This window comes from Bizionia saleffrena (assembly GCF_008086175.1).
In the GTDB taxonomy this organism is placed as follows: domain Bacteria; phylum Bacteroidota; class Bacteroidia; order Flavobacteriales; family Flavobacteriaceae; genus Bizionia; species Bizionia saleffrena.
The window spans coordinates 86,253-110,126 of the sequence record NZ_VSKM01000001.1 but is presented as its reverse complement, the minus strand read 5'-3'; the positions used below and the strand labels follow the sequence as shown (position 1 = coordinate 110,126).

Sequence of the window (23,874 nt, the reverse complement as noted above, 5' to 3'; positions counted from 1 at the left end):
TTACCGAATGTTTACGCTTAGGACATCTATTTAAAATAGTATCATTTTATGCGTTTCTTTTTTTACATTTGAAGATTACTTTTAAGATATGACTAGCACTACCTTTTCTTTATTTTTAGCTGAAATAGTTCACAATTCTATCGTTGTTATAGATGCTTCCATTGATATTTCGCAGTATATGCCCATAGATTTATCTGAAGCTAATGACGATTTAAAACAGTTTGATATGTCTTCAGCTATAGCTTGGCACGACTATATTACAAGCACGCTTGGTTTTCATAATAAACAAGTGGCTTATGGCGGTTATTTAGAACAACGTGGTATGTATTCGCGTAGTGCTTATTTTAACACACGACATCCTGAAAACGAGCGTAATATTCATTTGGGGATAGATTTGTGGATTGCGGCCGGAACACCTGTTTTAGCCGCTTTTAATGGTGAAATTCACAGCTTTAAAGACAATACCAATTATGGTGATTATGGTCCCACCATCATTTTAAAACATACTATTAAGACGGTGACATTTTATACGCTATACGGACATTTAAGTCGTGGATCTTTACTGTCATTAAAAGTAGGGGATATAATAAGACAAGGGGAAATGATTGCTATTTTAGGCGATGCTAAAGTAAATGGTGAATATGCACCACATTTACATTTTCAAGTTATTAGAGACCTTCAAGGCAATAGTGGAGACTATCCTGGCGTGACTTGCATTAATGATTTAGAGTTCTATAAAAATAATTGCCCCGATCCGAATATTATTTTGGGTTTAGATAAATAGGATTAGACTGTTACACTGAAATGATACTGTTTTTTTTGCAGAAACAATAAAAGCCTAAACATTATTGCTATTGTTCATGCTTTTGTTTTTTAACAATTAGCACAAATTATACCGTGCTAAAGTGGTTTCTAAATCTATATTTTTAGCTGTTCTTTTTTTCAATAAACCTACGGTTGTCCTTTTTTTTGGTTTTACTAATTTGAGAATGTAACGTTAATAATATTTCATAATCATCCTTTACCCAATCTCCAGTAGACTTTTTCGTATAAACACCCTCATTGTTAAGATAGCTATTAAATAAGTGATACGCTTTCATAGCATCTTTTTCATTATAAAAATAATCAAACCACACTTGGTGAATCCTGTTTTCTTTAACGATACCTATTCCGCCTTGATACACTTTAATAATCCCCTTAGAATGCGTAAAGGATACTGAGTTTTCATTTCTTTCGTGCGCAGCTTTTAAAATGTAAGCATTGTGCAATAGGTAATTAGATAGTCGATTAATAATCTCTGCGTTGCTTTCTCTTTTTAAAGGACGTTCTCTCCATTGATTGTTCTCTGGATAAAAAGGATCTTTCTTAAAATCTTTTATTTTTATTACTTCTTCGACTAGGGTTAATTCAGATTCTACAGTTTTATCCTCTCTTGGAATACTTGCAAATAAGCTTCTAGCGGTCTCTAAGTCTTCAAACCGCTCTATTGTTAGCTTCTGATTGCTATATTTAATCTCATTGTCATTTTGAAACGACCACTGTCCAATTTTAACTTTTTGGTCTACCAATTGTGTAAAGGTCGAGTCTGGAAATAAATACAACACAGATCCTTTATTAAGTTGCTCACTTCCTGACGCTAATGGAGTATCGGCGGTAATTTCTAAATAATCTTTATCAAATTTTTTAATATCCGAGACTGTCCAAGATCCTATTATTTTGTCTTTATTGATTTTTTGAGTAGTTCCGCAGCTGTTAAATATAATAACAAATACGCATAGTAAATTAGTGATTTTCATAAGTAGGTTTTATAATTTGGGTTTATTGATTAAGAATTTGTAGGGTTTATCTTAGTTTTACTTGCGAATTTAGCAATTTATATTGTAAATGTGAAATAATTGTTAAAAACCTTTCTTTAAAGGCTTTATTGTAGCTGATTGAGAGTCAGTCTTGCCATAAAAGTACTATGTAATAAATGTAAAGCAGTTAATGATTTAATGGATTCGTTTAACCCAATTAAATGGACTGCTATAAGTTTTTTTTAACTTGGCAACGACTAGATACTTTAAGTTGCGCTATAAATAAGCTTTTTGAAATTGTTGCAGACGTTTTGTTAGAGTGTGGAGTAATAATTTAATTATGAGTAATGTAACAAATGAGACTAGTAAAACGAGCCGAATTATAAAAACAAAAAAAGCCTGAAGTTTATACTAAACTTCAGGCTTTAATAATAGTATTATAAGGTATTAGTCTTCAACAATCACCCATTCTCCTTTAGTTAATAAAGGTTCGGCTTGCTTGTATTTTACTGTTTTATTTTCACCACTCATAACGTGTTTAATCGTCACTTTATCATTACGACCCACTTTTGGTTTGTCGCGAACAATAGTTTCTACCACTTGCTGTTGACGTTTTGAATTTCCAGCAGCTTGGTTTTGAGACGAACGCTCATCAAGATTCGGGATCTCATCTTTTTGCGTTTTTAAAATGTCTTTATCTCCCACTTGCTTTGCTTCACTAATCGCATTTGTAGTTTCGCTTGGCAATTCCCCTTTAAATAAGAATGAAATGACATCCTTATTTACTTGGTCGATCATTGTTTTAAACAATTCGAAAGCTTCAAACTTATAAATTAGTAAGGGATCTTTTTGCTCGTGCACAGCTAATTGTACCGATTGCTTTAACTCATCCATTTTACGTAAATGGGTTTTCCAAGAATCGTCAATAATTGCTAAAGCAATATTTTTTTCAAAATCTTTTACCAGTTCTATACCTTGAGATTCGTAGGCTTTTTCTAAATCCGTAACGACATTTAATGTTTTTGTACCATCGGTAAATGGTACTACAATACGTTTGTATTTATCACCTTGATTTTCATAAACATCTTTAATTACAGGGAAAGCGACTTCAGCGTTGCGATCCATTTTTGCTTTATAATGTTCGAAAGCTGCTTTATAAACGTTTTGAGCAATCACTTGGGTTGACAATTTGCTAAAATCAGCTTCAGCGATTGGCGAACTCATAGAGAAATAGCGAATCAATTCAAATTCGAAATTTTTATAATCGTTAGCCGATTTATTCGATTCAGTAATAACTTCCGAAATATCGAAAATCATATTTGCTAAATCCACACGTAAACGTTCTCCAAATAAAGCGTGGTGACGACGTTTGTAAACGACTTCACGTTGCGAGTTCATTACATCATCATACTCTAATAAACGCTTACGAACTCCAAAGTTATTCTCTTCTACTTTTTTCTGTGCACGTTCTATAGATTTAGAAATCATAGAATGTTGAATCACTTCACCTTCTTCAAGGCCCATTCTATCCATCATTTTTGCGATACGTTCACTACCAAATAGACGCATTAAGTTATCTTCTAAGGACACATAGAATTGAGAACTTCCTGGATCTCCTTGACGACCAGCACGACCTCTTAATTGGCGGTCTACACGACGTGAATCGTGACGCTCGGTACCTACAATAGCTAAACCTCCAGACGCTTTTACCGCATCTGATAATTTAATATCGGTACCACGACCTGCCATATTGGTTGCTATTGTTACCTGTCCTGGTTGTCCAGCTTCTGCAACAATATCGGCCTCTTTTTTGTGTAATTTTGCATTTAATACGTTGTGCGGTACTTTACGTAATGCTAACATTCTACCTAACAACTCACTAATTTCAACGTTAGTCGTACCAATTAATACTGGCCGTCCCGCTTGCGATAAGTTGGTGACCTCGTCGATAACGGCGTTGTATTTCTCACGTTTTGTTTTGAAAACTAAATCTTCTCTATCATCACGTGCAATAGGTCTGTTTGTAGGTATTTCTACAACATCTAGTTCGTAGATTTCCCATAACTCTCCAGCCTCGGTTACCGCTGTACCCGTCATACCAGACAGTTTACGGTACATTCTAAAGTAATTTTGAAGTGTTACCGTTGCAAAAGTTTGGGTTGCATCTTCAATTTTTACATTTTCTTTGGCTTCAATCGCTTGGTGTAAACCATCACTATAACGACGACCATCCATAATACGACCGGTTTGTTCGTCTACAATCATTACTTTATTCTCCATAACAACATATTGGTTGTCTTTTTCAAATAAAGCGTATGCTTTTAGTAATTGGTTAAGGGTATGAATACGTTCGGATTTAACACCGAAATCTCTAAATAATTCTTCTTTTAAATTAGCTTCTTCTTCCGTTGGTAGGTTTCGAGCTTCAATTTTAGCCGCTTCAATACCAATTTCTGGCATTACGAAGAAATCAGGATTGTCTTTACCAGAAATGTATTCGATACCTTTATCTGTTAATTCAATCTGATTATTTTTCTCTTCAATAACGTAATACAATTCCGCATCTACCTTTGGCATCTCACGGTTATTGTCTGCCATATATTGGTTTTCCGTTTTTTGAAGGAGTTGTTTGATGCCTTCCTCACTTAAAAACTTAATTAAGGCTTTATTTTTAGGAATCCCTCTATAGACTCTTAATAATTGGAAACCACCTTCTTTAGTATCTCCATCAGCAATTAACTTTTTAGCATCTACTAAAACTTGTGTTAAGTGACGGCGTTGCACGCTTACAATATCATCAACCTTAGGTTTTAATTCTGTAAATTCGTGACGATCGCCTTGCGGAATTGGTCCAGAAATAATTAATGGTGTTCTGGCATCATCGACTAATACAGAATCGACCTCATCGACAATAGCGTAGTGGTGTGGACGTTGTACTAAATCGTTTGGCGAGTTTGCCATATTATCACGTAAATAATCGAAACCAAATTCGTTATTTGTACCGTAAGTAATATCTGAATTATAGGCTTTTTTACGAGCGTCTGAGTTTGGCTTGTGGTAATCGATACAATCAATACTCATACCGTGGAACTCAAAAATAGGCGCCATCCACGCGCTATCACGTTTCGCTAAGTAGTCGTTTACGGTTACTAAGTGTACTCCTTTTTCTGCTAGAGCGTTTAAGTATACGGGAAGCGTTGCTACTAATGTTTTACCTTCTCCAGTATGCATTTCGGCAATTTTACCTTGGTGCATCGCAATACCACCAATAAGTTGTACATCGTAATGTATCATATCCCAAGTGATGGCCTTTCCAACAGCATCCCAAGAGTTAGCCCATTTTGCTTTGTCGTCTTCTAAGGTTACATAGCCTTTAGAGCTAGAAATATCTCTATCGAAAGCATTTGCTGTTACTGTAATTTCGGTATTGTTGGTAAAACGTTTTGCTGTTTCTTTAACTACGGCAAAGGCTTCAGGTAAAATCTCGTCTAGGGTTTCTTCGGTTGCAGCATACGACTCTTCTTTGATTTTATCTATTTCTAAATAAATGTCTTCACGTCTATCGATATCATCAGAAGCCGTAGATTCCTCCAAAAGAGCCTCTATTCTATCATTAAACGGTTGCCTAGTTTTTGCTATAATGGCTTTAAATTCAGCTGTTTTCGCCCTAAGTTCGTCGTGAGATAACGCTTCTAAGGCTGCTTCGTGTGTTTTAATTTTTTCAACGATTGGCGAAATAGACTTAACGTCTTGTTTTGATTTGTCGCCAACAAATACTTTTAATACTGAATCTAAAAAACTCATTGTAGATTATTTATGGTTATACCAATATAGCTATACCGGTAATTATTATATGTAGGTTATAAACCTTTGTAAAAAGGGCTTAAAGATACGTTTTGTTTCTGTGCTTTTTTTAAAATAAGCACAAAAAAAAGCCTCCATTATGAGACTTTTTTTTATGATTTAATTTATTAATACTCGTCCTCATTCCAGAGGTAGTCTTCGTCTGTTGGATAATCTGGCCATATTTCTTCTATAGAGTCGTACGAATCTCCTTCGTCTTCAATTGCTTGTAAGTTTTCAACAACTTCTAAAGGAGCTCCTGTTCTAATAGCGTAATCTATAAGCTCATCTTTTGTTGCCGGCCAAGGCGCATCACTTAAATAAGATGCTAATTCTAAAGTCCAATACATTTCTTATTAGGTTTATTTTTTTGCAAAAATAATTTTTTAGTTGTAATAGTCAAGGAAAAAGTGAATTATTTTATCAATAATAAAAAAGAACGTCTTTTTTGCACTGAAACTATTTGACTGTAAATATCTTGCAGTGTTATTAAATTGCAGATGTGGTTTGTGTTTTTATGTTTTTAAAAAGAAGAATTAAACGGGGTTAATTCTTCTCTGGAATCCATTTGACTTCGTCTGCTTGCAGGTCTGATGACAATTTTCGTGCCAACACAAAAAGGTAGTCAGATAGGCGGTTTAGATACACTAATGCTTCTGGTAAAAAGGGCTCTAATGCGTTCAATGCAGAAGCTAATCGTTCTGCTCTACGACATACACAACGTGCAATGTGACAGAATGACACCGTTTGATGTCCGCCCGGTAATACAAAATGCGTCATTTGTGGCAAGTCGGCATTCATCGCATCCATTTCACGTTCTAAAAGAGCAATATCTTCTTCTGATATTTTTGGAATATTTAAACGCTCTTTACCATTTTTAAGGGTCGCTTTTTCCGGGTCGGTAGCGAGAATAGCGCCCACAGTAAATAAACGGTCTTGTATAATGACAAGAATGTCTTTGAAATCTTGATTGATGTCTTGATCGCGAATTAAGCCAATATGTGAGTTTAACTCGTCTACGGTACCATAACTATCAATTCGAATATGATGCTTTGGTACTCGGGTGCCACCAAATAAAGCGGTGGTGCCTTTGTCTCCAGTTTTTGTGTAAATTTTCATAGGTTAAAGGTATGTAGAAAAAGTGAAGTTTGAAAGGGAATTAGGTATTAGGGCGGGGGTATAAGATATGAGGTATTAGGAGGAGGATTCGCAAGCTCACTTTTCAGAATCGGGAGTAAAGAGTCAAGAGCTAATATTGATAGATTTAAGTAGTGGGCAGTACAAGGTTAGCTTAGAATTTGTTCGCGGGTTCACTTTTCAGAAACAAGAAACAATATTTTGTAGCTCTGTGTTAACCATTGACCACACCACAAACTATTTTAGTTGACGACTTAATATAGCCAACCCCTAGACTTAAAAACGTATTTTAAAATGTTCTTTGGCTTGTTCTTTTCTAAAGAAAACAATACCCCAAAAGAAGAGATCTACGGTTACAGTGACTTTTGGATGCTGTTTTATGTGTTCCCAAGCTTCAGTCATATCTTCAGACCAATAAATATCATCAAAAATAAAGACAGAGTCGTTATGAACGGTTTCTAATAGCGTTTCAAAATAAAGAATTGTAGCCTCTTTTTTATGATTGCCATCAAAGAACACAAGGTCGTAGGTATTGTTTTTTAAAGGCGGTAATTCCTTTTTAAAATCACCTGTTATCAGTGTCGTGTTTTCAATTTGAAATTGTTTAAAGGTATTTGCTGTAAACTCTGAAATATTTGGGCAGCCTTCAATCGTTGTTATTTTTGCTTCCGGGTTGCCTTTGTGCATAGCGTAGGTCGCTGTACCCAAAGCGGTACCTAATTCTAAAATCTGTTGCGAATTAAAATAACGCACCAAACGAAACAGCAACTTAGCACGTTTTAAAGGGGTGCCAGCGTTGCGCGACATTTTACTAATGCGGCGCGCCTTATTTTTCATTACACGAGAACCTCTGCCTAAATCGGTAACCTCTAGCGTATTGTTGTTAGACGCTAGATGGTTACGATAATTTTTTAATTTCGAATAGTCGCTGTAGCGCTGTTTGTCGTACACACATTGCGTGATAAAATTGTAGACAAAAGGCGAATGAACCCCGTGCTGATTAGATGCTTTAGTTAAAAATTTAAAATAGGCTGCAATAGTGTACCACATCATAAAAACGAATTAAGTAACGCGATTATCCTTCTTGTTTTTCGGAAAGTTCTAACCAGCGCATTTCTTTTTCTTCGAGCGATGAAATAATCTTTTGAAGTTTTTCAGACAGTTCGTTAATCTGTTCTGTGCTTAACTCCGGATTTAAAAATTTCTTTTCAAACTCTTTTTTATCGTATTCTAAACTGCTTATTTTACTCTCTAAACTTTTATATTCTTTTTGTTCGCTGTAAGATAACTTTATATTGTTTTCTTTTTTCCAGTTTTTCTTCTCTTTTTTCGATGCGTCGTCTGCTTCCTGAATAACCTCTTTACTGTCGTCATACACTCTAAAGTCGGAGTAGTTACCTGGAAAGTTCTCTACAACACCTTCACCTCTAAAGACGAACAAGTGATCTACAATTTTATCCATAAAGTAACGGTCGTGAGAAACTACAATTAAACACCCTGGAAAGTCGAGTAAAAACTGCTCTAAAACGTTTAGCGTAACAATATCTAAATCGTTGGTAGGCTCATCGAGGATTAGAAAGTTTGGATTTTGAATTAAAATGGTACATAAGTACAAGCGTTTGCGTTCACCACCACTTAATTTTTCGACAAAATCATATTGCTTTTTTCTATCGAATAAAAAGCGCTCTAATAATTGTTGTGCACTTATTTGACGCCCTTTTTTTAACGGAATATAATCGCCAAACTCACGGACCACATCAATTACTTTTTGATCGGGTTTTACAGTGATTCCTTTTTGAGTATAGTACCCGAATTTCACGGTTTCCCCAACGGTTACCGTACCAGAGTCTGGTGCTTCTCTTTCAGATAAAATATTTAGGAATGTCGATTTTCCTGTTCCATTTTTTCCAATAATACCAATGCGTTCTCCTTTTTGAAAAACGTAATTAAATTTATCTAAAATCAGTTTATCATCAAAAGCTTTAGATACTTTATGAAACTCTAGAATTTTACTTCCCAAGCGTTCCATATTTAGTTCTAATTGTATTTCGTGATCTTGACGGCGTTGGTTTGCGCGGTGTTTAATATCGGCGAAATCGTCAATTCTAGATTTCGATTTCGTCGTTCTCGCTTTTGGTTGCTTGCGCATCCAGCCTAATTCTTTTTTGTAGAGTTGTTTGGCTTTGCCCGTTTCCGATTCGTACTGTTCTATTCGTGCTTCCTTTTTTTCTAAGTAATACGAATAATTACCTTTATAGAAATGCAGTTTCCCATGATCTAATTCTATGATTTCATTACACACCCGCTCTAAGAAATAACGGTCGTGCGTTACCATAAACAAAGTAATATTCTCTTTGGCAAAAAACTCTTCCAGCCATTCAATCATTTCAAGATCTAAGTGGTTGGTAGGCTCATCTAAAATTAATAAATCGGGTTTATTAATTAATGCATTAGCCAAAGAAAGCCGTTTTTTCTGTCCACCAGACAATTCACTTACTTTTTGATCGAGCTGATCTAATTTTAGTTTGAATAAAATTTGCTTGTATAGGGTTTCAAAATCCCATGCATTATTAATATCCATCTGCTCGAATGCGCGTTGATAAACCTCTTCGTCTTCAGGATTAAGTAATGCTTTTTCGTAGTTTTTTATAACATCCAAAATAGGGTTGTCAGAATTAAAGATAGTGTCTTCTACCGTTAAACTTTCATCCAAATGCGGTTCCTGAGACAGGTAAGACATTCTTATATTTTTTCTAAAAACAACTTGACCCGAATCTGGGGTGTCTAATTGCGTTATAATATTTAAAATAGAGGTTTTACCCGTTCCGTTTTTAGCGACGAAAGCTATTTTTTGATCTTTATGTACACTAAACGAAAGGTCTTCAAATAAAGTGAGTTCACCGTAAGACTTTGCTATATTTTCTACCGTTAAATAATTCAATATATTGTTTTTATGCAAATAAACGGTTTAAAAACCAAAAAACGGGATAGAAGTTTTGTTATTCGTGACGAAAAGCTATATTTGTGATTAAACCAATTGCCAAAAAATGAAACGATTTATAATATGTTTCACGGTATTGCTCAACCTTTTAAGTTCTTCGTGCATTACCAATAAAGATGTTGTTTACTTACAAGATAAAGGTACAGTTGTAGACGATGCGCTTGTTGTAAAAGAGCTGTCCAAACCGTACCGCCTCCAAATTAACGATATACTAAGTATAAATATTAAAGCGATAGATTCGGAGTTAAAAAAACTAGTTGAGGTTTTTAAACCCGTTGAAGATGCCACAAGAGAAGGTGGCCAGCAGGCGTTATATTTTAACGGCTATACCGTAGATTTACATGGTAATATTGAATTCCCTATTCTTGGAAAAATTAATGTTTTGGGCTTTACTACCGATGAGGTTACCGAAAAAGTAAAGGAAGAGCTCCATAAAAAATATCTAAAAGATGTGTCTCAGGTGTTTATCACCGTTAAACTAGCCGGATTACGTTATACAGTAACGGGCGAAGTTGGAGGGGCGGGAGTATTAACCTTATTTCAAGACCGCGTTAATATTATTGAAGCCTTGGCCAATGCGGGTGATGTAAAAAATACTGGTGACCGTACCGATATTTTGGTGATTAGACAATACCCACAAGGTCAGAAAATACACCATATTGATTTAACCGATATTACGGCACTACAATCGCCGTATTACTATATCCAACCCAACGATATTATTTTGGTGAAACCTTTAAAGCGTAAAGCTATAGGTGCAGGTGAAACGGCAACGCAAACCTTAACCACTATTGCTTCTTTATTCGCCGTAGTCGTCTCGACCTACTTTTTAGCACGAAATCTTTAAACCTTAGTTTATGAATGATGAATTTGAGTTTTCAGAATCTTCACCCTCAACTTTCGATATTAAAGCGTTTTTATATAAAACCTTAAGTTATTGGAAACTCTTTATTTTATGTATTGGTATCGGTTTGTTTATCGTGTATCAACAAAATATAAGAACGCAACAATCTTATAAATTAGGCACTCAAATTTCTATAGAAGACGATAATAACCCTTTATTTAGTGCTAATACCAGCCTAACCTTTAATTGGGGTGGTGTTTCTGGAAAAGTTAAAACGATTATTACAACGCTTCAGTCGCGTTCTCACCACGAGAAGGTGGTAGATAATCTTCAGTTTTATATCACGTATTTAAAACAAGCGCGATTTAGAAAAGACGATATTTATAAGGCGGCGCCCTTCACCTTTACGTTATTACCGAACACGTCTCAAGTTTTAAACGTGCCGGTACGCATCTCGATAGTAAACGATACAACGTTTGAAATAGGATTAGATTTTGAAAATACAATAGTCAACACACAAAACTTTACTAATAAAGAAAAAAGCACGACCGATGTGTCTATAGGCCCTTTTAAGCAGCGTTTTAAATTTGGGGATCCTATTATTTTACCTTTTTTAAACGGAACAATCCACTTTAAAAAGGATCGTAAGATAGTGTCTGGCGATGAGTATTTTATAACATTTCAAAATTATGATGCCGTTGTCGGAAAGTATAAAGATAAATTGTGGGTGGATAATCCTGCAAACTCATCGATTTTAAATCTTGAAATGACCGATGTTAATACGGGGAAAATTGAAGATTATTTAAATGAAACGGTACGCGTATTAAGCGAGGATCAGTTGAATAGAAAAAATCAGTTTGTAACGAATACCATTACTTTTATCGATGAGCAATTGGAGCGTGTAAAATCTCAATTGACACTGAATGCGGATTCTTTAAATAACTACCGACAAAATAATAAGATTTTTAATTTAGATGAAGAAAGCCTACAGATAAATGAAAAGCTCGCTAAGTTTGAAATTGAAAAGGATAATACCAACAGGCAGTTGGCGTATTATTCTAACCTAAAAACCTATTTAGAAACTAGTAATAGTTTTACCGATGTGCCAGCGCCATCCATAGCAGGAGTAAATGATGCCAATATATTAGGTAATGTGTCTAAACTAAATGCACTGTCTGTACAGAAATCTAAATACGAAACAACGGTGCGCAGCGATGCTGCTATTTTTGGTGATATCGACAGACAAACAGAGGGACTTAAAGCCGTTTTACTAGAGAATATTAGTTCGGCCTCCAATGGGTTGCGTCGCGAGATGGAATTTATAAATTCTAAGATTGCTTCTATCGACTCTAAAATAAGAAAGCTGCCCAAAGACCAGCAGAATATGCTAAATATCGAGCGTCAATATGCGCTAAGCGAACAAACCTACAATGTGTTTTTAGCGAAACGTGGTGAGGCCGAAATTATTAAATCGGCAAGTGTGTCGGATGTTTTAGTGATAGATCCAGCAAAAGATACGGGGGCACAACCCATAGATTTGAAACTGAGTTCGCGTTATATTTTTGCGATTATCGGCGGGTTCCTTCCCCCGTTATTACTGGCGTTTTTAGTCGCTTTTTTTGACACTAAATTGCACAGTCCCCATAACTTAGAACAAATCTCTCGTATTCCGTTATTGGGTGTTATTGGTAAAAACGAGTCGGATAATAATTTGGTGGTGCATAACAAGCCTAAATCGACGATAGCGGAATCCTTTCGATCCATTCGTTCGAGTCTGCAATTTATGTATCGTACAAAAGGTAAGGAAGGCAGTAAAACAATAGTAGTCACGTCTTCAGTAAGTGGTGAAGGAAAAACATTTTGCTCTATTAATCTAGCGACTGTATTTGCGTTAAGCGGCAAGAAAACGGTGCTTGTTGGTTTAGACTTAAGGAAGCCAAAAATATTTGGTGATTTTAAGTTAAATAATGATCTCGGCGTGGTAAATTATTTAATAGGCCAGAATACGTTGGATGAGGTTATAAATCTATCAATAATAGACAATCTAGATATTATCACTTCGGGACCTATCCCTCCAAATCCGTCAGAATTACTAATTGGAGAACCGATGGATACGTTAATAAATGAGCTAAAGACACGTTACGATTATATTATTTTAGATACCCCTCCGGTAGCGCTAGTTGCCGATGCTTTAGAGTTATTTGAGTATGCTGATGCTTCGATGTACGTGGTAAGACAAGACTACACAAAAAAAGCCATGCTGAATTTTATTAACGATAAGTATAAAAAGAAAGAATTGTCTAATATCAGTTTTTTATATAACCATTACGACCAGAAAGGGAAATACGGTTATGGACACGGTTATGGTTATGCCACGTATGGTAATGGGCCTTATGGCAATGGGTATCATGACAATTATAAGCCAAAACCGTCGTTAAAAGAGCGTGTTAAAGGTTTGTTTAAAATTTAACACAGCGTCATTTCGAGTGGTTTGAGAGGTACGATAAAATTGTATTGAGAAGTTTAAAGATTACAGTTCTCTATGCAAAATTACTAAAATTAGAAATCTCACTTAAATAGCAATTTAGGATTGAATATTTAGAAGTGCGTGGTTTTGATTTTGGTTCCATTGGAAATTTTGCTTTAGTAATGCATATCTCAATTTTCTTTCCCTAACTCTAAAGGGCGGAAATGGATTCAAAAAGGTAAAAGAAAGTCCCCTTTAGGGGATTTAGGGGTAAAATATTCACGTTGCTAAATGTAACAGTAGTAACTCTACGTTGTTTCCAAAGCCTTTATTTTAAGTGTAACGATAGATGCACGATAGACCGATTTTTTAGTGAAAGCTTGTTAGTGAATAGTTTTTAGTGAGAAGTGCGTGGTTTTGATTTTGGTGCCATTAGAGATTGTGAGTTAGTAATGCATATCTCAATTTTCTTTCCCTAACTCTAAAGGGCGGAAGTGGATTCAAAAAGGTAAAAGAAAGTCCCCTTTAGGGGTTTTAGGGGTAAAATATTCACGTTGCTAAATGTAACAGTAGTAACTCTACGTTGTTGCCTAAGCCTTTAATTTAAGTGTTTTGTTGAGAGGAAATTTTTATTTTTCGGTTGATTAGTGTAATCCCTTTGGGATTACTACTTGAATATAAAAAAAAAGCCTTTATTTGTAGACGTATTAACCTATTTTAATAAAAATCATTGTCACTTCAAACCGATAAATCTACAGACTGGCTTTATACAATTTCCTCCAAAAAAAGTGCTTTAAATTTAAACTTTAAAGAAATTTGGCGCTATCGCGATTTGCTGTTATTGTTTGTTAAGCGCGATGTGATTACCTTATATAAGCAAACTGTTTTAGGGCCGCTATGGTATTTAATTCAGCCCTTATTTACGTCGGTAATTTTTACACTTATTTTTAATAATTTAGCTGCTATCCCTACGGGTGAAGGGATTCCGTCGTTTTTATTTAACCTTGCTGGTATAACCTCTTGGAATTATTTTAGCGCCTGCCTAACAGGAACCAGCGATACGTTTAAAAAAAATCAAGGCATCTTTGGAAAAGTGTATTTTCCTCGCGTGATTATGCCACTATCTGTCGTGTTTTCTAATTTGATTAAGTTTGGTATTCAGCTTTTAGTATTCGTACTTTTTTATATTTATTTTGTCTTTTTTACGAGTAGCGCTTCAGCGGCACGTCCGGATAACGTTATCGTATTACTACCCATTCTAATTATTTTTATGGGCCTTTTAGGCTTGGGTTTTGGGATGATTATTTCATCGATGACCACCAAATATAGAGACCTCACGTTTCTTGTTGGTTTTGGAGTCCAATTATTAATGTATGGCTCGGCAGTAATGTATCCGTTGGCGTATTTTAAAGAAAAAGTACCCGAGTATGCGTGGCTTGTCGAATACAATCCTATGACCCGAATTATAGAGCTTTTTCGTTATATGACACTCGGCGTTGGTGAGTTTTCAATTTCATATTTTTTATATTCAGGATTAATTAGCATTGTGGTCTTTTTAATAGGATTGGTTATCTTTAATAAAACGGAAAAATCGTTTATTGATACGGTTTAGAGTAGTATTAAGTAGTGAGTGGTTTGTTCGCAAGCTCACTTTTAGTGAATAGTTTGAAATTAGTGAATAGTTTAAATAAGTGAATAGTGAATAGTGAATGGTTCGTTCGCGGGCTCACTTTTAGTGAATGGTTTAAATAAGTGAATAGTGAATAGTGAATAGTTCGTTCGCAAGCTCACTTTTAGTGAATAGTAAAAGAATATTGGTTCAATATTAAGAAATTGAGAAAAGTTGAAAGTTTGGTAATACGTTTATATTATAACCCCAAAGCCACCATTCACCATTCACTATTCACTAAAGAGACAGAATATCAGGAATAGAGTAGAAAGTAGAATAGTTCAAATAATAAATTATAGTTACAAAGCCACTACTCACTAAAGAGACAGTATATCAGGAATAGAGTAGAAAGTAGAATAGTCAAAATGATAAATTATAGCAATAAAGCCACCATTCACTACTCACTATTCACTAAAGAGACAGAATATCAGGAATAGAGTAGAAAGTAGAATAGTTCAAATAATAAATTATAGTTACAAAGCCACTACTCACTAAAGAGACAGTATATCAGGAATAGAGTAGAAAGTAGAATAGTTAAAATGATAAATTATAGCAATAAAGCCACCATTCACTACTCACTATTCACTAAAGAGACAGTATATCAGGAATAGAGTAGAAAGTAGAATAGTTCAAATAATAAATTATAGCAACAAAGCCATTTAACAATGACATCAAGTAACATCATCCTAAAAGTCGAAAACATCTCCAAGCAATACCGTTTAGGGCTCGTGGGTACAGGAACTATTAGTCACGATTTGAATCGCTGGTGGAGTAAAATTCGTGGCAAGGGTGATCCGTATTTAAAAGTGGGTGAGGTTAATGATAGAAGTACAAAAGGCTCTAGTGAATATGTTTGGGCATTACAGGATATTAATTTTGAAGTAAAGCGTGGTGAAGTCCTCGGTATTATTGGTAAAAATGGCGCAGGGAAATCAACACTTTTAAAAATACTATCTAAAGTCACGTCGCCAACCACAGGAGAAATAAAAACACGCGGCCGTATTGCGTCGCTGCTGGAAGTGGGCACCGGATTTCACGGTGAAATGACCGGTCGCGAGAATATATTTTTAAATGGTGCTATCTTAGGAATGACCAAAAAGGAAATTGCTAATAAAATAGATGAGATTATTGACTTTTCAGGTTGTGAACGCTATATTGATACCCCTGTAAAACGCTATAGTTCGGGTATGACCGTGCGACTAGCGTTTGCTGTTGCTGCCTTTTTAGAACCCGAAATATTAGTTATCGATGAGGTTCTGGCCGTTGGTGATGCCGAGTTCCAAAAAAAGGCCATCGGGAAAATGCAAGATATTAGCCGCGGCGAAGGGCGCACTGTTATTTTTGTGAGTCATAATATGGCAGCAGTGAAGAGTTTGTGTACACGGGGTGTTGTTTTGGAGCATGGGAAGGTTGTTTTTGAGGGAAGTGAAGATAAAGCGGTTGAAAAGTATTTAAATAGCCAACAAGAAACGTCGTTAGTTTTCGAAAATACTAAAGCAGATGCTCGATCATCTCATATACGTAAAATAACTATACTACCGAGTAATCTAGGCGGTTTTCAGGAATTTGGTAAAACAATGGAGATTAATATAGAATTGTATAGTAACGGAAAGATCGAAGCACCTGCCGTTTCCTATCAAATATTAAATTCCAATAATCAGCCCCTAGTTCATGAGTTAATTTTAAATACGGAAAAAGCATTTTGTCAAACAGAAGGGGTTTACGTACTATCATCAACAATTCATAGTATAAAGTTATACCAAGGAAGTTATAAATTAAATGTGTTTTTTGCTGATAATTTTTCAAAAACCAAGTTTGATGGTTTATATGAAATCTGTCCGTTTGAAATTATAAACACGAATAAACGCGATTATTACTGGAATTCAGGATCTGCTGTTTACAAAGAAAATGATACTAATTGGAATATTAAAAGAATAAATGAATTTAGTTAAAAGCACTTTGGTTCCTAGTTCGACAGCTACTAAAAAAGTCTGTAGCTTTAAAACTATAGATATTATAGGCAATTATAAAGATTTAGGAATCGATGTTAGTCGTTATTTTAAGGGTTTAGAAACTATTTCTTTATATAAATGTTTAGAGACAGGTTTTCGCTTTTATCATCCGCCACAAATTATCGGTGATGGGCAATTTTATGAAGACTTATCAAAAACACGTAAAGGATATTATTCTGATCGCTGGGAACACAATGAAACTTTAAAGTATTTATCTCAGAGCGATTCTATTTTAGAAGTCGGTTCTGGCTTTGGTGCTTTTTTAAGTAAGTTGAAGAAAAAGGGGATTAAAGGAAAAGGGTTGGAGTTAAATAAAATTGCGGTTCATACTTGTTTAGCAGAAGGTTTGGAAGTTGAGCATAAATTAATTGAAGATTTAGAAGTAACAGGAGTAAAATATAATGTCGTGTGCTATTTTCAAGTTTTAGAGCATATTTATGAGGTGCATAATTTTATTAAGAATTCTATTGAAGTATTGGAAAGTAAGGGTAAATTAATTTTCGGTGTTCCAAACAATAATCCCTATCTTTTTATTAGTGATAAAAATCATACACTAAATTTACCTCCACACCACGCAGGACTATGGAATAAAAAAGCAATTCAATCTTTAGTAAATGTGTTCCCCATAGAATTAATACAATTGGAGTTTGAGCCCTTAGCGGCATCTTATGGAGAGTTTTTAAGTTTTCATACCCGTCAAAATTCTAACAGTATAATACGGTTTAGCTTAAAAGTATGTAATAAGTTCGTGCCTAAACTGTTAAAACGAAGTCTTTGTTTTTTTTTAAAAGGTAGAAATATATTGGCGATATTTCAGAAAAAATAGAAAGTATGGATGATTTTATAAGCTTAAAATTGAATAAAAATAATCTTGATCGGTACCATATCAGATCATCTATATTCCGTGCTTTGCAAGATGCTTTACCTCTTTTTAAAGGGCGATTATTAGATATTGGCTGCGGTAAAATGCCATATAAAAAGCATATATTGGAACATTCGGGAGTTAAAGAATACGTGGGTTTGGATATTGAGAATGCCTTAGAATATGCCCAAGATGTAAAAGCGGACGTGCTATGGGACGGTGAAACAATGCCTTTAGAATCTTCTAGTTTCGACTGTGCTTTTGGTACGGAAGTCTTGGAACACTGCCCTGAACCAGAAGTGGTGCTTAAGGAAGTTTATCGCGTTTTAAAACCATCGGGTGTTTTCTTTTTTACAGTGCCCTTTTTATGGAATTTGCACGAAGTTCCACACGATGAATATCGGTACACACCGTTTTCCTTAACACGCCATTTGGAAAACTCAGGTTTTACGGAAATAGAATTAAAAGCGACAGGTGGTTGGCACGCATCAATGGCGGTTATGCTAGGGCTTTGGGTAAGAAGAAGTCCAATTAGTACACGTAAAAGGGACGTATTATCCACCGCACTAAAGCCCATTATAAAATATCTTATAAAAAAAGATAAGACGAGTAGTATTACTTTTGAAGACGGACAAATGATTACAGGGATTTCTGGAACAGCTAAAAAAAAGTAATATGAATATCGCACTATTATCACCTAGTAAAAATCCATATTCGGAAACTTTTATTCAAGCTCATAAAAACTTGTTATCAGGTAATGTATTTTATTATTATGGAACAAAAGGGAATATTCAATTAGAATCTCAATCGCAATTGGTTTCAAAAATACAGCGATTACGTTATAAAGTGTGTCAAAAATTATGTAGAAAACCGTATAGTTATACCAATAATCGTAGTGTATTACAATCGCTTAAAAAGAATAAAATAGATGTAGTTTTAGTCGAATATGGCGAGCACGCTTTTCAACTTAAAGAGATGTTAGAAGATTCTAAACTACCTTTTGTGGTTCATTTTCACGGCTACGATGCTAGTGTTCAAAAAACGTTAGAGCATTGCAATTTTTATGAGGAAGTTTTTAAATTAGCTTCTAAAATAGTGGTTGTTTCTAAAATTATGGGAGCTCGCTTAATGCAATGGGGATGTCCTGAATCTAAAATAATTTGGACGCCGTGCGGACCCAACCTAGAGTTTGCCAAAGTTGTTCCTTTTTTTAAAACACAGCAATTTATAGCCATTGGGCGGTTCACTGATAAAAAAGCACCCTATTATACTATATTAGCTTTTGCAGAAGTCGTTAAAGTATTTCCAAAAGCAACTTTAGTGATGGCGGGACAAGGAGAATTGTTTAATGTTTGCTTGAATATAATTAAATATTTAAATTTAGAACAGAATGTTAAGTTAGTTGGTGTTATTTCTCCAGAGGTTTATCGGGATTATTTAGAGACTAGTATAGCTTTTGTACAACATTCTGTTACGGCAAATAATGGAGATATGGAAGGGACTCCAGTAGCAGTTACAGAAGCCAGTTTAGCGGGGCTTCCAGTTATATCCACACAGCATGGGGGTATTCCCGATGTTATTATTAACAAAAAAACAGGTTTATTAGTTAAGGAACACGATGTTCACGGTATGGCTGCTGCAATGATTACCGTGTTAGAAGATTTAGAATTCGCGAAACAGCTAGGAGCTAATGGTAAGATTAATATAAGTTCTCATTATACGTTGGTGCGTCATATTGAACAATTAAATTTGGTATTGGAAGAGGCTTATAAAAATAATAAAGAATGAACAACCCCTTAGTTTCAATAATTATCCCAACATATAACCGCGCACACTTAATTGGTGAAACGCTAGATTCTGTTTTAGAGCAAACTTATAAAAATTGGGAATGTTTGATTATAGATGATGGCAGTACAGATCTTACAGAACATATTGTATTAGCTAAAACAAAATTAGACCATAGGTTTCAATTTCATAAAAGACCAGAAAATAAACCTAAAGGTGCAAATACATGTCGTAATTTGGGTTTAGATTTAAGTCATGGCGATTATATTATGTTTTTAGATTCAGACGATTTGCTTGCAAAAAGCTGTTTAGAATACAGAATAATGGCTTTTAAAAACAATCCTGAATTAGATTTTGTAATAGCAAATACAGCTTATTATACAAATGGTGAATTTAATAAGCAACCAATTTGTGATTACAATAAGAACACATCAGCAAAAACATATTTAAGTCAATTTTTATCATATAATTTACCTTGGACAATTATGAGCGTTTTATGGAAAAAATCTATCATAAAAAATATTAGATTTGATGAACAGTTATTACGCTTTCAAGACCTAGATTTTCACATACAAATATTGTTACAAGAGAATTTGAATTGTATGAGATTAAATGAAATTGATAATTATTACAGGTCAGAATTGAACACTAAAAACACGAAAGCTTTTAATATAAAAGTTATTGAATCATTTACTGTTTTTTTAGAAAAATATTTAATTAAGCATTTATTAAATAATGAGCAAAAGCAACACTTTAGAACCTTTATTATACTTTTTTTGACAAAATTTATATATCCATTTCAATTTGAAGCAAAAAAAGCAAATGACAAAATAGATGAAATTTTAAAAAAATCTCAATTGTTTAATTCTAAAGAATTAAAGTATTTGTTGGTTTATAAATTTATTTATAAAATAAAATTAAATAAAGTTAAAGGAATTGGTGTTCATAAGCTAACTAAGTTGCTTAAGAAAAAATTACGATATGTCTAATATAGCTCAAATAACTTTTATAGTTCCTTGCTACAACCAAGCAACATTTTTAGATGAAGCTTTAGAAACTGTTATAAATCAAACTTATAAGGATTGGAAATGTATTATTGTTAATGATGGTAGTACAGATCATACTGAAGAAATTGCTCAAAATTGGGTAAATAAAGACAATAGGTTTTCTTATTTGTATAAAACTAACGGTGGCCTTTCTAGCGCCAGAAATGCTGGTATTAATTTATCTAATACTACATATATTTTTCCTTTTGATTCTGATGATAAACTCGTTATAACTTATTTGGAAAAGGCAATGCCAATTTTACTAAATGATGAATGTATTGAGGTTTTATCGTGTAGAGTTAGATTATTTGGTGTAAGAAATGAAGAATTTGTTTTGCCAGAATATTCCTTCAAACAATTATTGTTAAGAAACTGTTTTATTGCTTGTTCCATATTTAAATTAAAAACGTTTAAAAAAGTTGGTGGATATGACGAGAATCTAAAATCTTTTGAGGATTGGGATTTTTGGATTTCAGTATTAAAAGAAAAAGGAAAGCATTATAAAATTAATGAATTGCTTTATTTTTATCGTAAACATCAAGAAAATTCATTATCTAACAGGTTTTATAAAGATCAAGATTTTTACCTTTCACTTTATGATTATGTTTATACCAAGCATATAAAATTATATAAAGAATATTTTCCCAATTTTATTTTATTATATAATGATTATTTACTGTTAGAGTCATTTAATAATAAAGTTAAGAGAAATTTCATATTTAAAATGTATGTTAAAGCGAAACAATTTTTAAAACTAACTAATGAAAAAGTTAATAAAAAGTAAGCTTATAGATTTTTTAGGTTCTAAATTAAATATAAGTTTTGCTAGGTCAGGAGACGATCTACAGTTAATGAAATTAATTAACGAAAACACGCCTGGAGCTTATGTTGATATAGGATCTTGGCATCCAAAAAAAGCATCAAATACTTATTTTTTCTATTTAAGAAATTGGAAAGGTATTTGTATTGATCCAAACCCAGAACTGAAAGAATCTTACGCAAGACTTAGACCTAAAGATGTTTTTGTTAATGCTGGAATAGGTAATTCTAATAAAAACTTAGAATATTATATGTTTTCAGAAAGCTCGATGAATACATTTAGCTGTGATTTTATAGAAAAAAACAATTTGGAGTCGAAAATTTTGAAAAAATCTGATGTACCCGTTATTCCTTTGCATAAAATTTTAAATAAGTATTTAAAAGCAACAGATCGATTAGATTTCTTTGATGTTGATGTAGAAGGTTACGATTTAGAGGTCTTGAAAACGAACGATTGGAATTTATACAGGCCTAAAATTATTATTGTTGAAACAGATTTGCCTTTAAAAGGGGATATGGATTCTAGTATAGTAAAATATTTAGAAACTAAAAATTATCGACTTTTAGGTAAGACTGTGATTAATAATAACCTTGGGAATCTATTTTTAATTTCAAATTAATATGAGAAAAGGGGATAATAAATCGAAGAATATAAAAATAGGGGTTACTTCATGTGAGCACCGAGTTATTATACCTTTGTATGTTCCTGTAGAAGAAGGATATTACAAGCAATCTTTTGACATTTTTAAAATGTGTTTAAGTTCTGTAAGAAAAACATCAGTTTCTAAAATTAAAGTTTCGGTTGTAAGTAACGGTTCGAGTGCCAATATAAATAGTAAGTTACTCGATTTTCAGAATGACGGCTTAATAGATGAACTTATTATAGAAAGGGAGAATATAGGAAAAATTAATAGTGTTTTGAAGGTTTTAAGATCTACAGAAGAGCGATTCATAACAATTACGGATGCTGATGTATTATTTTTAAATAACTGGGAAAAAGAGGTGATGTCAATTTTTAAAGAGTTTCCAGATGCAGCAGCAGTGAGCCCACTACCCGTTTTTAGAACTCAAAATCATTATACTTCGAGTATATTATTCGATTATTTTTTTTCAAATAAGTTAAAGTTTTCAAAGGTGAAAAATCCTGATGCGTTAACCTTGTTTGCAAAAAGCATTGGATGGAGCTATTTGGACGATAAGTGGAAAGATTGTATAATGACTATAGAATCAAAAAACGGAACCAAAGCAGTGGTGGGTTGTAACCATTGTGTCGTGACTTATAAAAGAGAGATTTTTAACGGCATACCTTCAAATAATTCTAAGTATAAGTTAGGGGGAGATAGTGAAGGACTTTATTTAGATATACCAGCACAATATTTTGGAGGTTATAGATTGGCTACTTATGATAATTTTGCTTATCATCTAGGAAATACCATTGAAACGTGGATGCTTAAAGATTTTAATAATTTAATTAATGAGGAAAAGAAAGATCATTTTACTCAATCGCTTTTTTTAAAAAAGTCCATTGTGAGGCATTTTTTTAAAAACATTATTTTTAAAAAAATTATTTCACGAAAAGCTATAAGAAAAATATATTATAGAAAAAAAGGTTTAAAGCAAAGTAAGCTGATAGATTTCTTTTAAAATGTACTAATATGAAAAAAGGTGTTTTATAAAGAATTAGAAAGTTATGATATACTCATTGACGTAATGCGTTTCACTTTTCTATAAGACTAAAAGTCTATTCATTTATCATTAAAAGTAATTTGAAAGTATGATATCCGTCGTAATAAGAAATAAAAACCAAGATAAAGCATTGTCATTTTTGCTTAAAACCTTAACGGAAAGATATATTGAAGATATTGATGAAATTATTGTCATAGACAATATGTCTTCAGATAAAAGTAAGGAATTGACTGATTTTTACGGCGCTAGACTTGTTACTATTAAAGAGTTCAGTTATGGGGCTAGTGCCAATCTTGCTGCAAATGAAGCTAAAAATGATATTATTGTCATATTTAGTTCTCATTCTTATCCTATAAGTCACGATTTTTTTAAATTGATAAAGAAAAAGTTTAAAAATAGAATAGATTTAGCCGGGGTGCGCTGTTTACATAGTCCTAATGATTATAGGAATTATATAAATAATGTCTCTGCAAAAGTAGACCCAAATAAATCTGGGTTAATTTTTTCAGGTTCAGCATTTAGTAAACGGGTATGGAAGGAATACTCATTCAATGAAAATGTGGCAACATTTGAAGACAAAGAATGGTCTAAACGTGTATTAAATGCTGGTTATTTGATAGAGTTTGTCCCATCTATTTTTAGTTATGAAATTAAAAGAACGAAAAAGCAAGAATTCTTTAGATTCAAAAATGATTTGATAGGGGATTATCAATTATGGCATATGGATGTAACTGTTAAAAATTCTATTAACGGTTTGATAATGTCTTTATTTAGGTCTGCTTTTTCTTTTTTTGAAAGTGTTTATTATTCCTTTAAGCGTTTTTTTTATGTAATAAGATTCATTTTGAAAAAACCCGATCAATTATAATATAATTTGAATTTTTTATTCGAAACCTAAAATCTAGTA

The 23,874-nt window shown here is 33.5% G+C and carries 19 protein-coding genes; 13 read left to right on the top strand and 6 right to left on the bottom strand.

Features of this window, described 5'->3' with window-relative positions:
* The first annotated feature begins 88 nt into the window (after positions 1–88).
* Positions 89–784, top strand: coding sequence for a peptidoglycan DD-metalloendopeptidase family protein (locus ES676_RS00505; RefSeq protein WP_148368073.1), 696 nt, complete (start codon positions 89–91; stop codon positions 782–784).
* Positions 785–926: 142 nt separating this feature from the next.
* On the opposite strand, the gene ES676_RS00500 is transcribed toward ES676_RS00505, so the two are convergent.
* From ES676_RS00500 to ES676_RS00475, 6 genes are all read right to left on the bottom strand, one after another.
* Positions 927–1,796 carry a hypothetical protein gene (locus ES676_RS00500; protein WP_148368072.1) on the bottom strand — a complete coding sequence of 290 codons (870 nt, stop codon included), beginning with the start codon at positions 1,794–1,796 and terminating at the stop codon, positions 927–929.
* A gap of 447 nt (positions 1,797–2,243) precedes the next feature.
* Positions 2,244–5,600, bottom strand: a complete 3,357-nt coding sequence (gene secA, locus ES676_RS00495; RefSeq protein WP_148368071.1) for a preprotein translocase subunit SecA — start codon at positions 5,598–5,600, stop codon at positions 2,244–2,246.
* 167 nt (positions 5,601–5,767) lie between these two features.
* Positions 5,768–5,989 carry a DUF2795 domain-containing protein gene (locus tag ES676_RS00490; protein ID WP_008272287.1) on the bottom strand — a complete coding sequence of 74 codons (222 nt, stop codon included), beginning with the start codon at positions 5,987–5,989 and terminating at the stop codon, positions 5,768–5,770.
* A 196-nt stretch (positions 5,990–6,185) separates the two neighbouring features.
* Entirely contained in the window at positions 6,186–6,758 is a 573-nt protein-coding gene (locus ES676_RS00485; RefSeq protein WP_148368070.1) for a cob(I)yrinic acid a,c-diamide adenosyltransferase, read from the bottom strand.
* Positions 6,759–7,052: 294 nt separating this feature from the next.
* Positions 7,053–7,829 (bottom strand): O-methyltransferase, encoded by a 777-nt coding sequence (locus ES676_RS00480; RefSeq protein ID WP_317130601.1) that lies wholly within the window; start codon positions 7,827–7,829, stop codon positions 7,053–7,055.
* A gap of 22 nt (positions 7,830–7,851) precedes the next feature.
* Complete coding sequence (locus tag ES676_RS00475) at positions 7,852–9,717, bottom strand: ABC-F family ATP-binding cassette domain-containing protein (protein WP_148368069.1); 1,866 nt, start codon at positions 9,715–9,717, stop codon at positions 7,852–7,854.
* A gap of 106 nt (positions 9,718–9,823) precedes the next feature.
* On the opposite strand from ES676_RS00475, the gene ES676_RS00470 reads away from it, so the two are divergent.
* The 12 genes from ES676_RS00470 (at position 9,824) to ES676_RS00415 (ending at position 23,835) form a co-directional block, all read left to right on the top strand.
* Positions 9,824–10,624 carry a polysaccharide biosynthesis/export family protein gene (locus ES676_RS00470; protein WP_148368068.1) on the top strand — a complete coding sequence of 267 codons (801 nt, stop codon included), beginning with the start codon at positions 9,824–9,826 and terminating at the stop codon, positions 10,622–10,624.
* Between the two features lie 10 nt (positions 10,625–10,634).
* Positions 10,635–13,091, top strand: coding sequence for an exopolysaccharide transport family protein (locus ES676_RS00465; protein WP_148368067.1), 2,457 nt, complete (start codon positions 10,635–10,637; stop codon positions 13,089–13,091).
* Positions 13,092–13,818: 727 nt separating this feature from the next.
* Positions 13,819–14,700 carry an ABC transporter permease gene (locus ES676_RS00460; protein ID WP_215731625.1) on the top strand — a complete coding sequence of 294 codons (882 nt, stop codon included), beginning with the start codon at positions 13,819–13,821 and terminating at the stop codon, positions 14,698–14,700.
* A 722-nt stretch (positions 14,701–15,422) separates the two neighbouring features.
* The gene (locus tag ES676_RS00455; RefSeq protein WP_148368066.1) at positions 15,423–16,709 is read left to right on the top strand and encodes an ABC transporter ATP-binding protein; all 1,287 of its coding nucleotides are present in this window, start codon (positions 15,423–15,425) and stop codon (positions 16,707–16,709) included.
* On the top strand, positions 16,696–17,595 hold the full coding sequence (locus tag ES676_RS00450) for a class I SAM-dependent methyltransferase (RefSeq protein ID WP_148368065.1): 900 nt from the start codon (positions 16,696–16,698) through the stop codon (positions 17,593–17,595). Before ES676_RS00455 ends, ES676_RS00450 begins: the two co-directional genes overlap by 14 nt.
* Before the next feature lie 5 nt (positions 17,596–17,600).
* Complete coding sequence (locus ES676_RS00445; protein ID WP_148368064.1) at positions 17,601–18,305, top strand: class I SAM-dependent methyltransferase; 705 nt, start codon at positions 17,601–17,603, stop codon at positions 18,303–18,305.
* Between the two features lies 1 nt (position 18,306).
* Entirely contained in the window at positions 18,307–19,419 is a 1,113-nt protein-coding gene (locus ES676_RS00440) for a glycosyltransferase (protein WP_148368063.1), read from the top strand.
* The gene (locus ES676_RS00435) at positions 19,416–20,405 is read left to right on the top strand and encodes a glycosyltransferase family 2 protein (RefSeq protein WP_148368062.1); all 990 of its coding nucleotides are present in this window, start codon (positions 19,416–19,418) and stop codon (positions 20,403–20,405) included. The genes ES676_RS00440 and ES676_RS00435 overlap by 4 nt, the downstream gene beginning before the upstream one ends.
* Positions 20,398–21,246 carry a glycosyltransferase family 2 protein gene (locus tag ES676_RS00430; RefSeq protein WP_148368061.1) on the top strand — a complete coding sequence of 283 codons (849 nt, stop codon included), beginning with the start codon at positions 20,398–20,400 and terminating at the stop codon, positions 21,244–21,246. The genes ES676_RS00435 and ES676_RS00430 overlap by 8 nt, the downstream gene beginning before the upstream one ends.
* Positions 21,224–21,901 carry an FkbM family methyltransferase gene (locus ES676_RS00425; RefSeq protein ID WP_148368060.1) on the top strand — a complete coding sequence of 226 codons (678 nt, stop codon included), beginning with the start codon at positions 21,224–21,226 and terminating at the stop codon, positions 21,899–21,901. The genes ES676_RS00430 and ES676_RS00425 overlap by 23 nt, the downstream gene beginning before the upstream one ends.
* A 1-nt stretch (position 21,902) precedes the next feature.
* A complete protein-coding gene (locus ES676_RS00420) occupies positions 21,903–22,925 on the top strand; it encodes a glycosyltransferase family A protein (protein WP_148368059.1) in 1,023 nt (340 codons plus the stop codon).
* A gap of 130 nt (positions 22,926–23,055) precedes the next feature.
* Entirely contained in the window at positions 23,056–23,835 is a 780-nt protein-coding gene (locus tag ES676_RS00415; RefSeq protein ID WP_148368058.1) for a glycosyltransferase, read from the top strand.
* Positions 23,836–23,874 lie beyond the last annotated feature (39 nt).

Excerpts from the sequence above, each read along its gene's own strand:
- ES676_RS00505 (WP_148368073.1), top strand. The coding sequence starts at position 89 with ATGACTAGCACTACCTTTTCTTTATTTTTAGCTGAAATAGTTCACAAT.
- ES676_RS00500 (WP_148368072.1), bottom strand. The coding sequence starts at position 1,796 with ATGAAAATCACTAATTTACTATGCGTATTTGTTATTATATTTAACAGC.
- secA (WP_148368071.1), bottom strand. The coding sequence starts at position 5,600 with ATGAGTTTTTTAGATTCAGTATTAAAAGTATTTGTTGGCGACAAATCA.
- ES676_RS00490 (WP_008272287.1), bottom strand. The coding sequence starts at position 5,989 with ATGTATTGGACTTTAGAATTAGCATCTTATTTAAGTGATGCGCCTTGG.
- ES676_RS00485 (WP_148368070.1), bottom strand. The coding sequence starts at position 6,758 with ATGAAAATTTACACAAAAACTGGAGACAAAGGCACCACCGCTTTATTT.
- ES676_RS00480 (WP_317130601.1), bottom strand. The coding sequence starts at position 7,829 with ATGATGTGGTACACTATTGCAGCCTATTTTAAATTTTTAACTAAAGCA.
- ES676_RS00470 (WP_148368068.1), top strand. The coding sequence starts at position 9,824 with ATGAAACGATTTATAATATGTTTCACGGTATTGCTCAACCTTTTAAGT.
- ES676_RS00465 (WP_148368067.1), top strand. The coding sequence starts at position 10,635 with ATGAATGATGAATTTGAGTTTTCAGAATCTTCACCCTCAACTTTCGAT.
- ES676_RS00455 (WP_148368066.1), top strand. The coding sequence starts at position 15,423 with ATGACATCAAGTAACATCATCCTAAAAGTCGAAAACATCTCCAAGCAA.
- ES676_RS00450 (WP_148368065.1), top strand. The coding sequence starts at position 16,696 with ATGAATTTAGTTAAAAGCACTTTGGTTCCTAGTTCGACAGCTACTAAA.
- ES676_RS00445 (WP_148368064.1), top strand. The coding sequence starts at position 17,601 with ATGGATGATTTTATAAGCTTAAAATTGAATAAAAATAATCTTGATCGG.
- ES676_RS00440 (WP_148368063.1), top strand. The coding sequence starts at position 18,307 with ATGAATATCGCACTATTATCACCTAGTAAAAATCCATATTCGGAAACT.
- ES676_RS00435 (WP_148368062.1), top strand. The coding sequence starts at position 19,416 with ATGAACAACCCCTTAGTTTCAATAATTATCCCAACATATAACCGCGCA.
- ES676_RS00430 (WP_148368061.1), top strand. The coding sequence starts at position 20,398 with ATGTCTAATATAGCTCAAATAACTTTTATAGTTCCTTGCTACAACCAA.
- ES676_RS00425 (WP_148368060.1), top strand. The coding sequence starts at position 21,224 with ATGAAAAAGTTAATAAAAAGTAAGCTTATAGATTTTTTAGGTTCTAAA.
- ES676_RS00420 (WP_148368059.1), top strand. The coding sequence starts at position 21,903 with ATGAGAAAAGGGGATAATAAATCGAAGAATATAAAAATAGGGGTTACT.
- ES676_RS00415 (WP_148368058.1), top strand. The coding sequence starts at position 23,056 with ATGATATCCGTCGTAATAAGAAATAAAAACCAAGATAAAGCATTGTCA.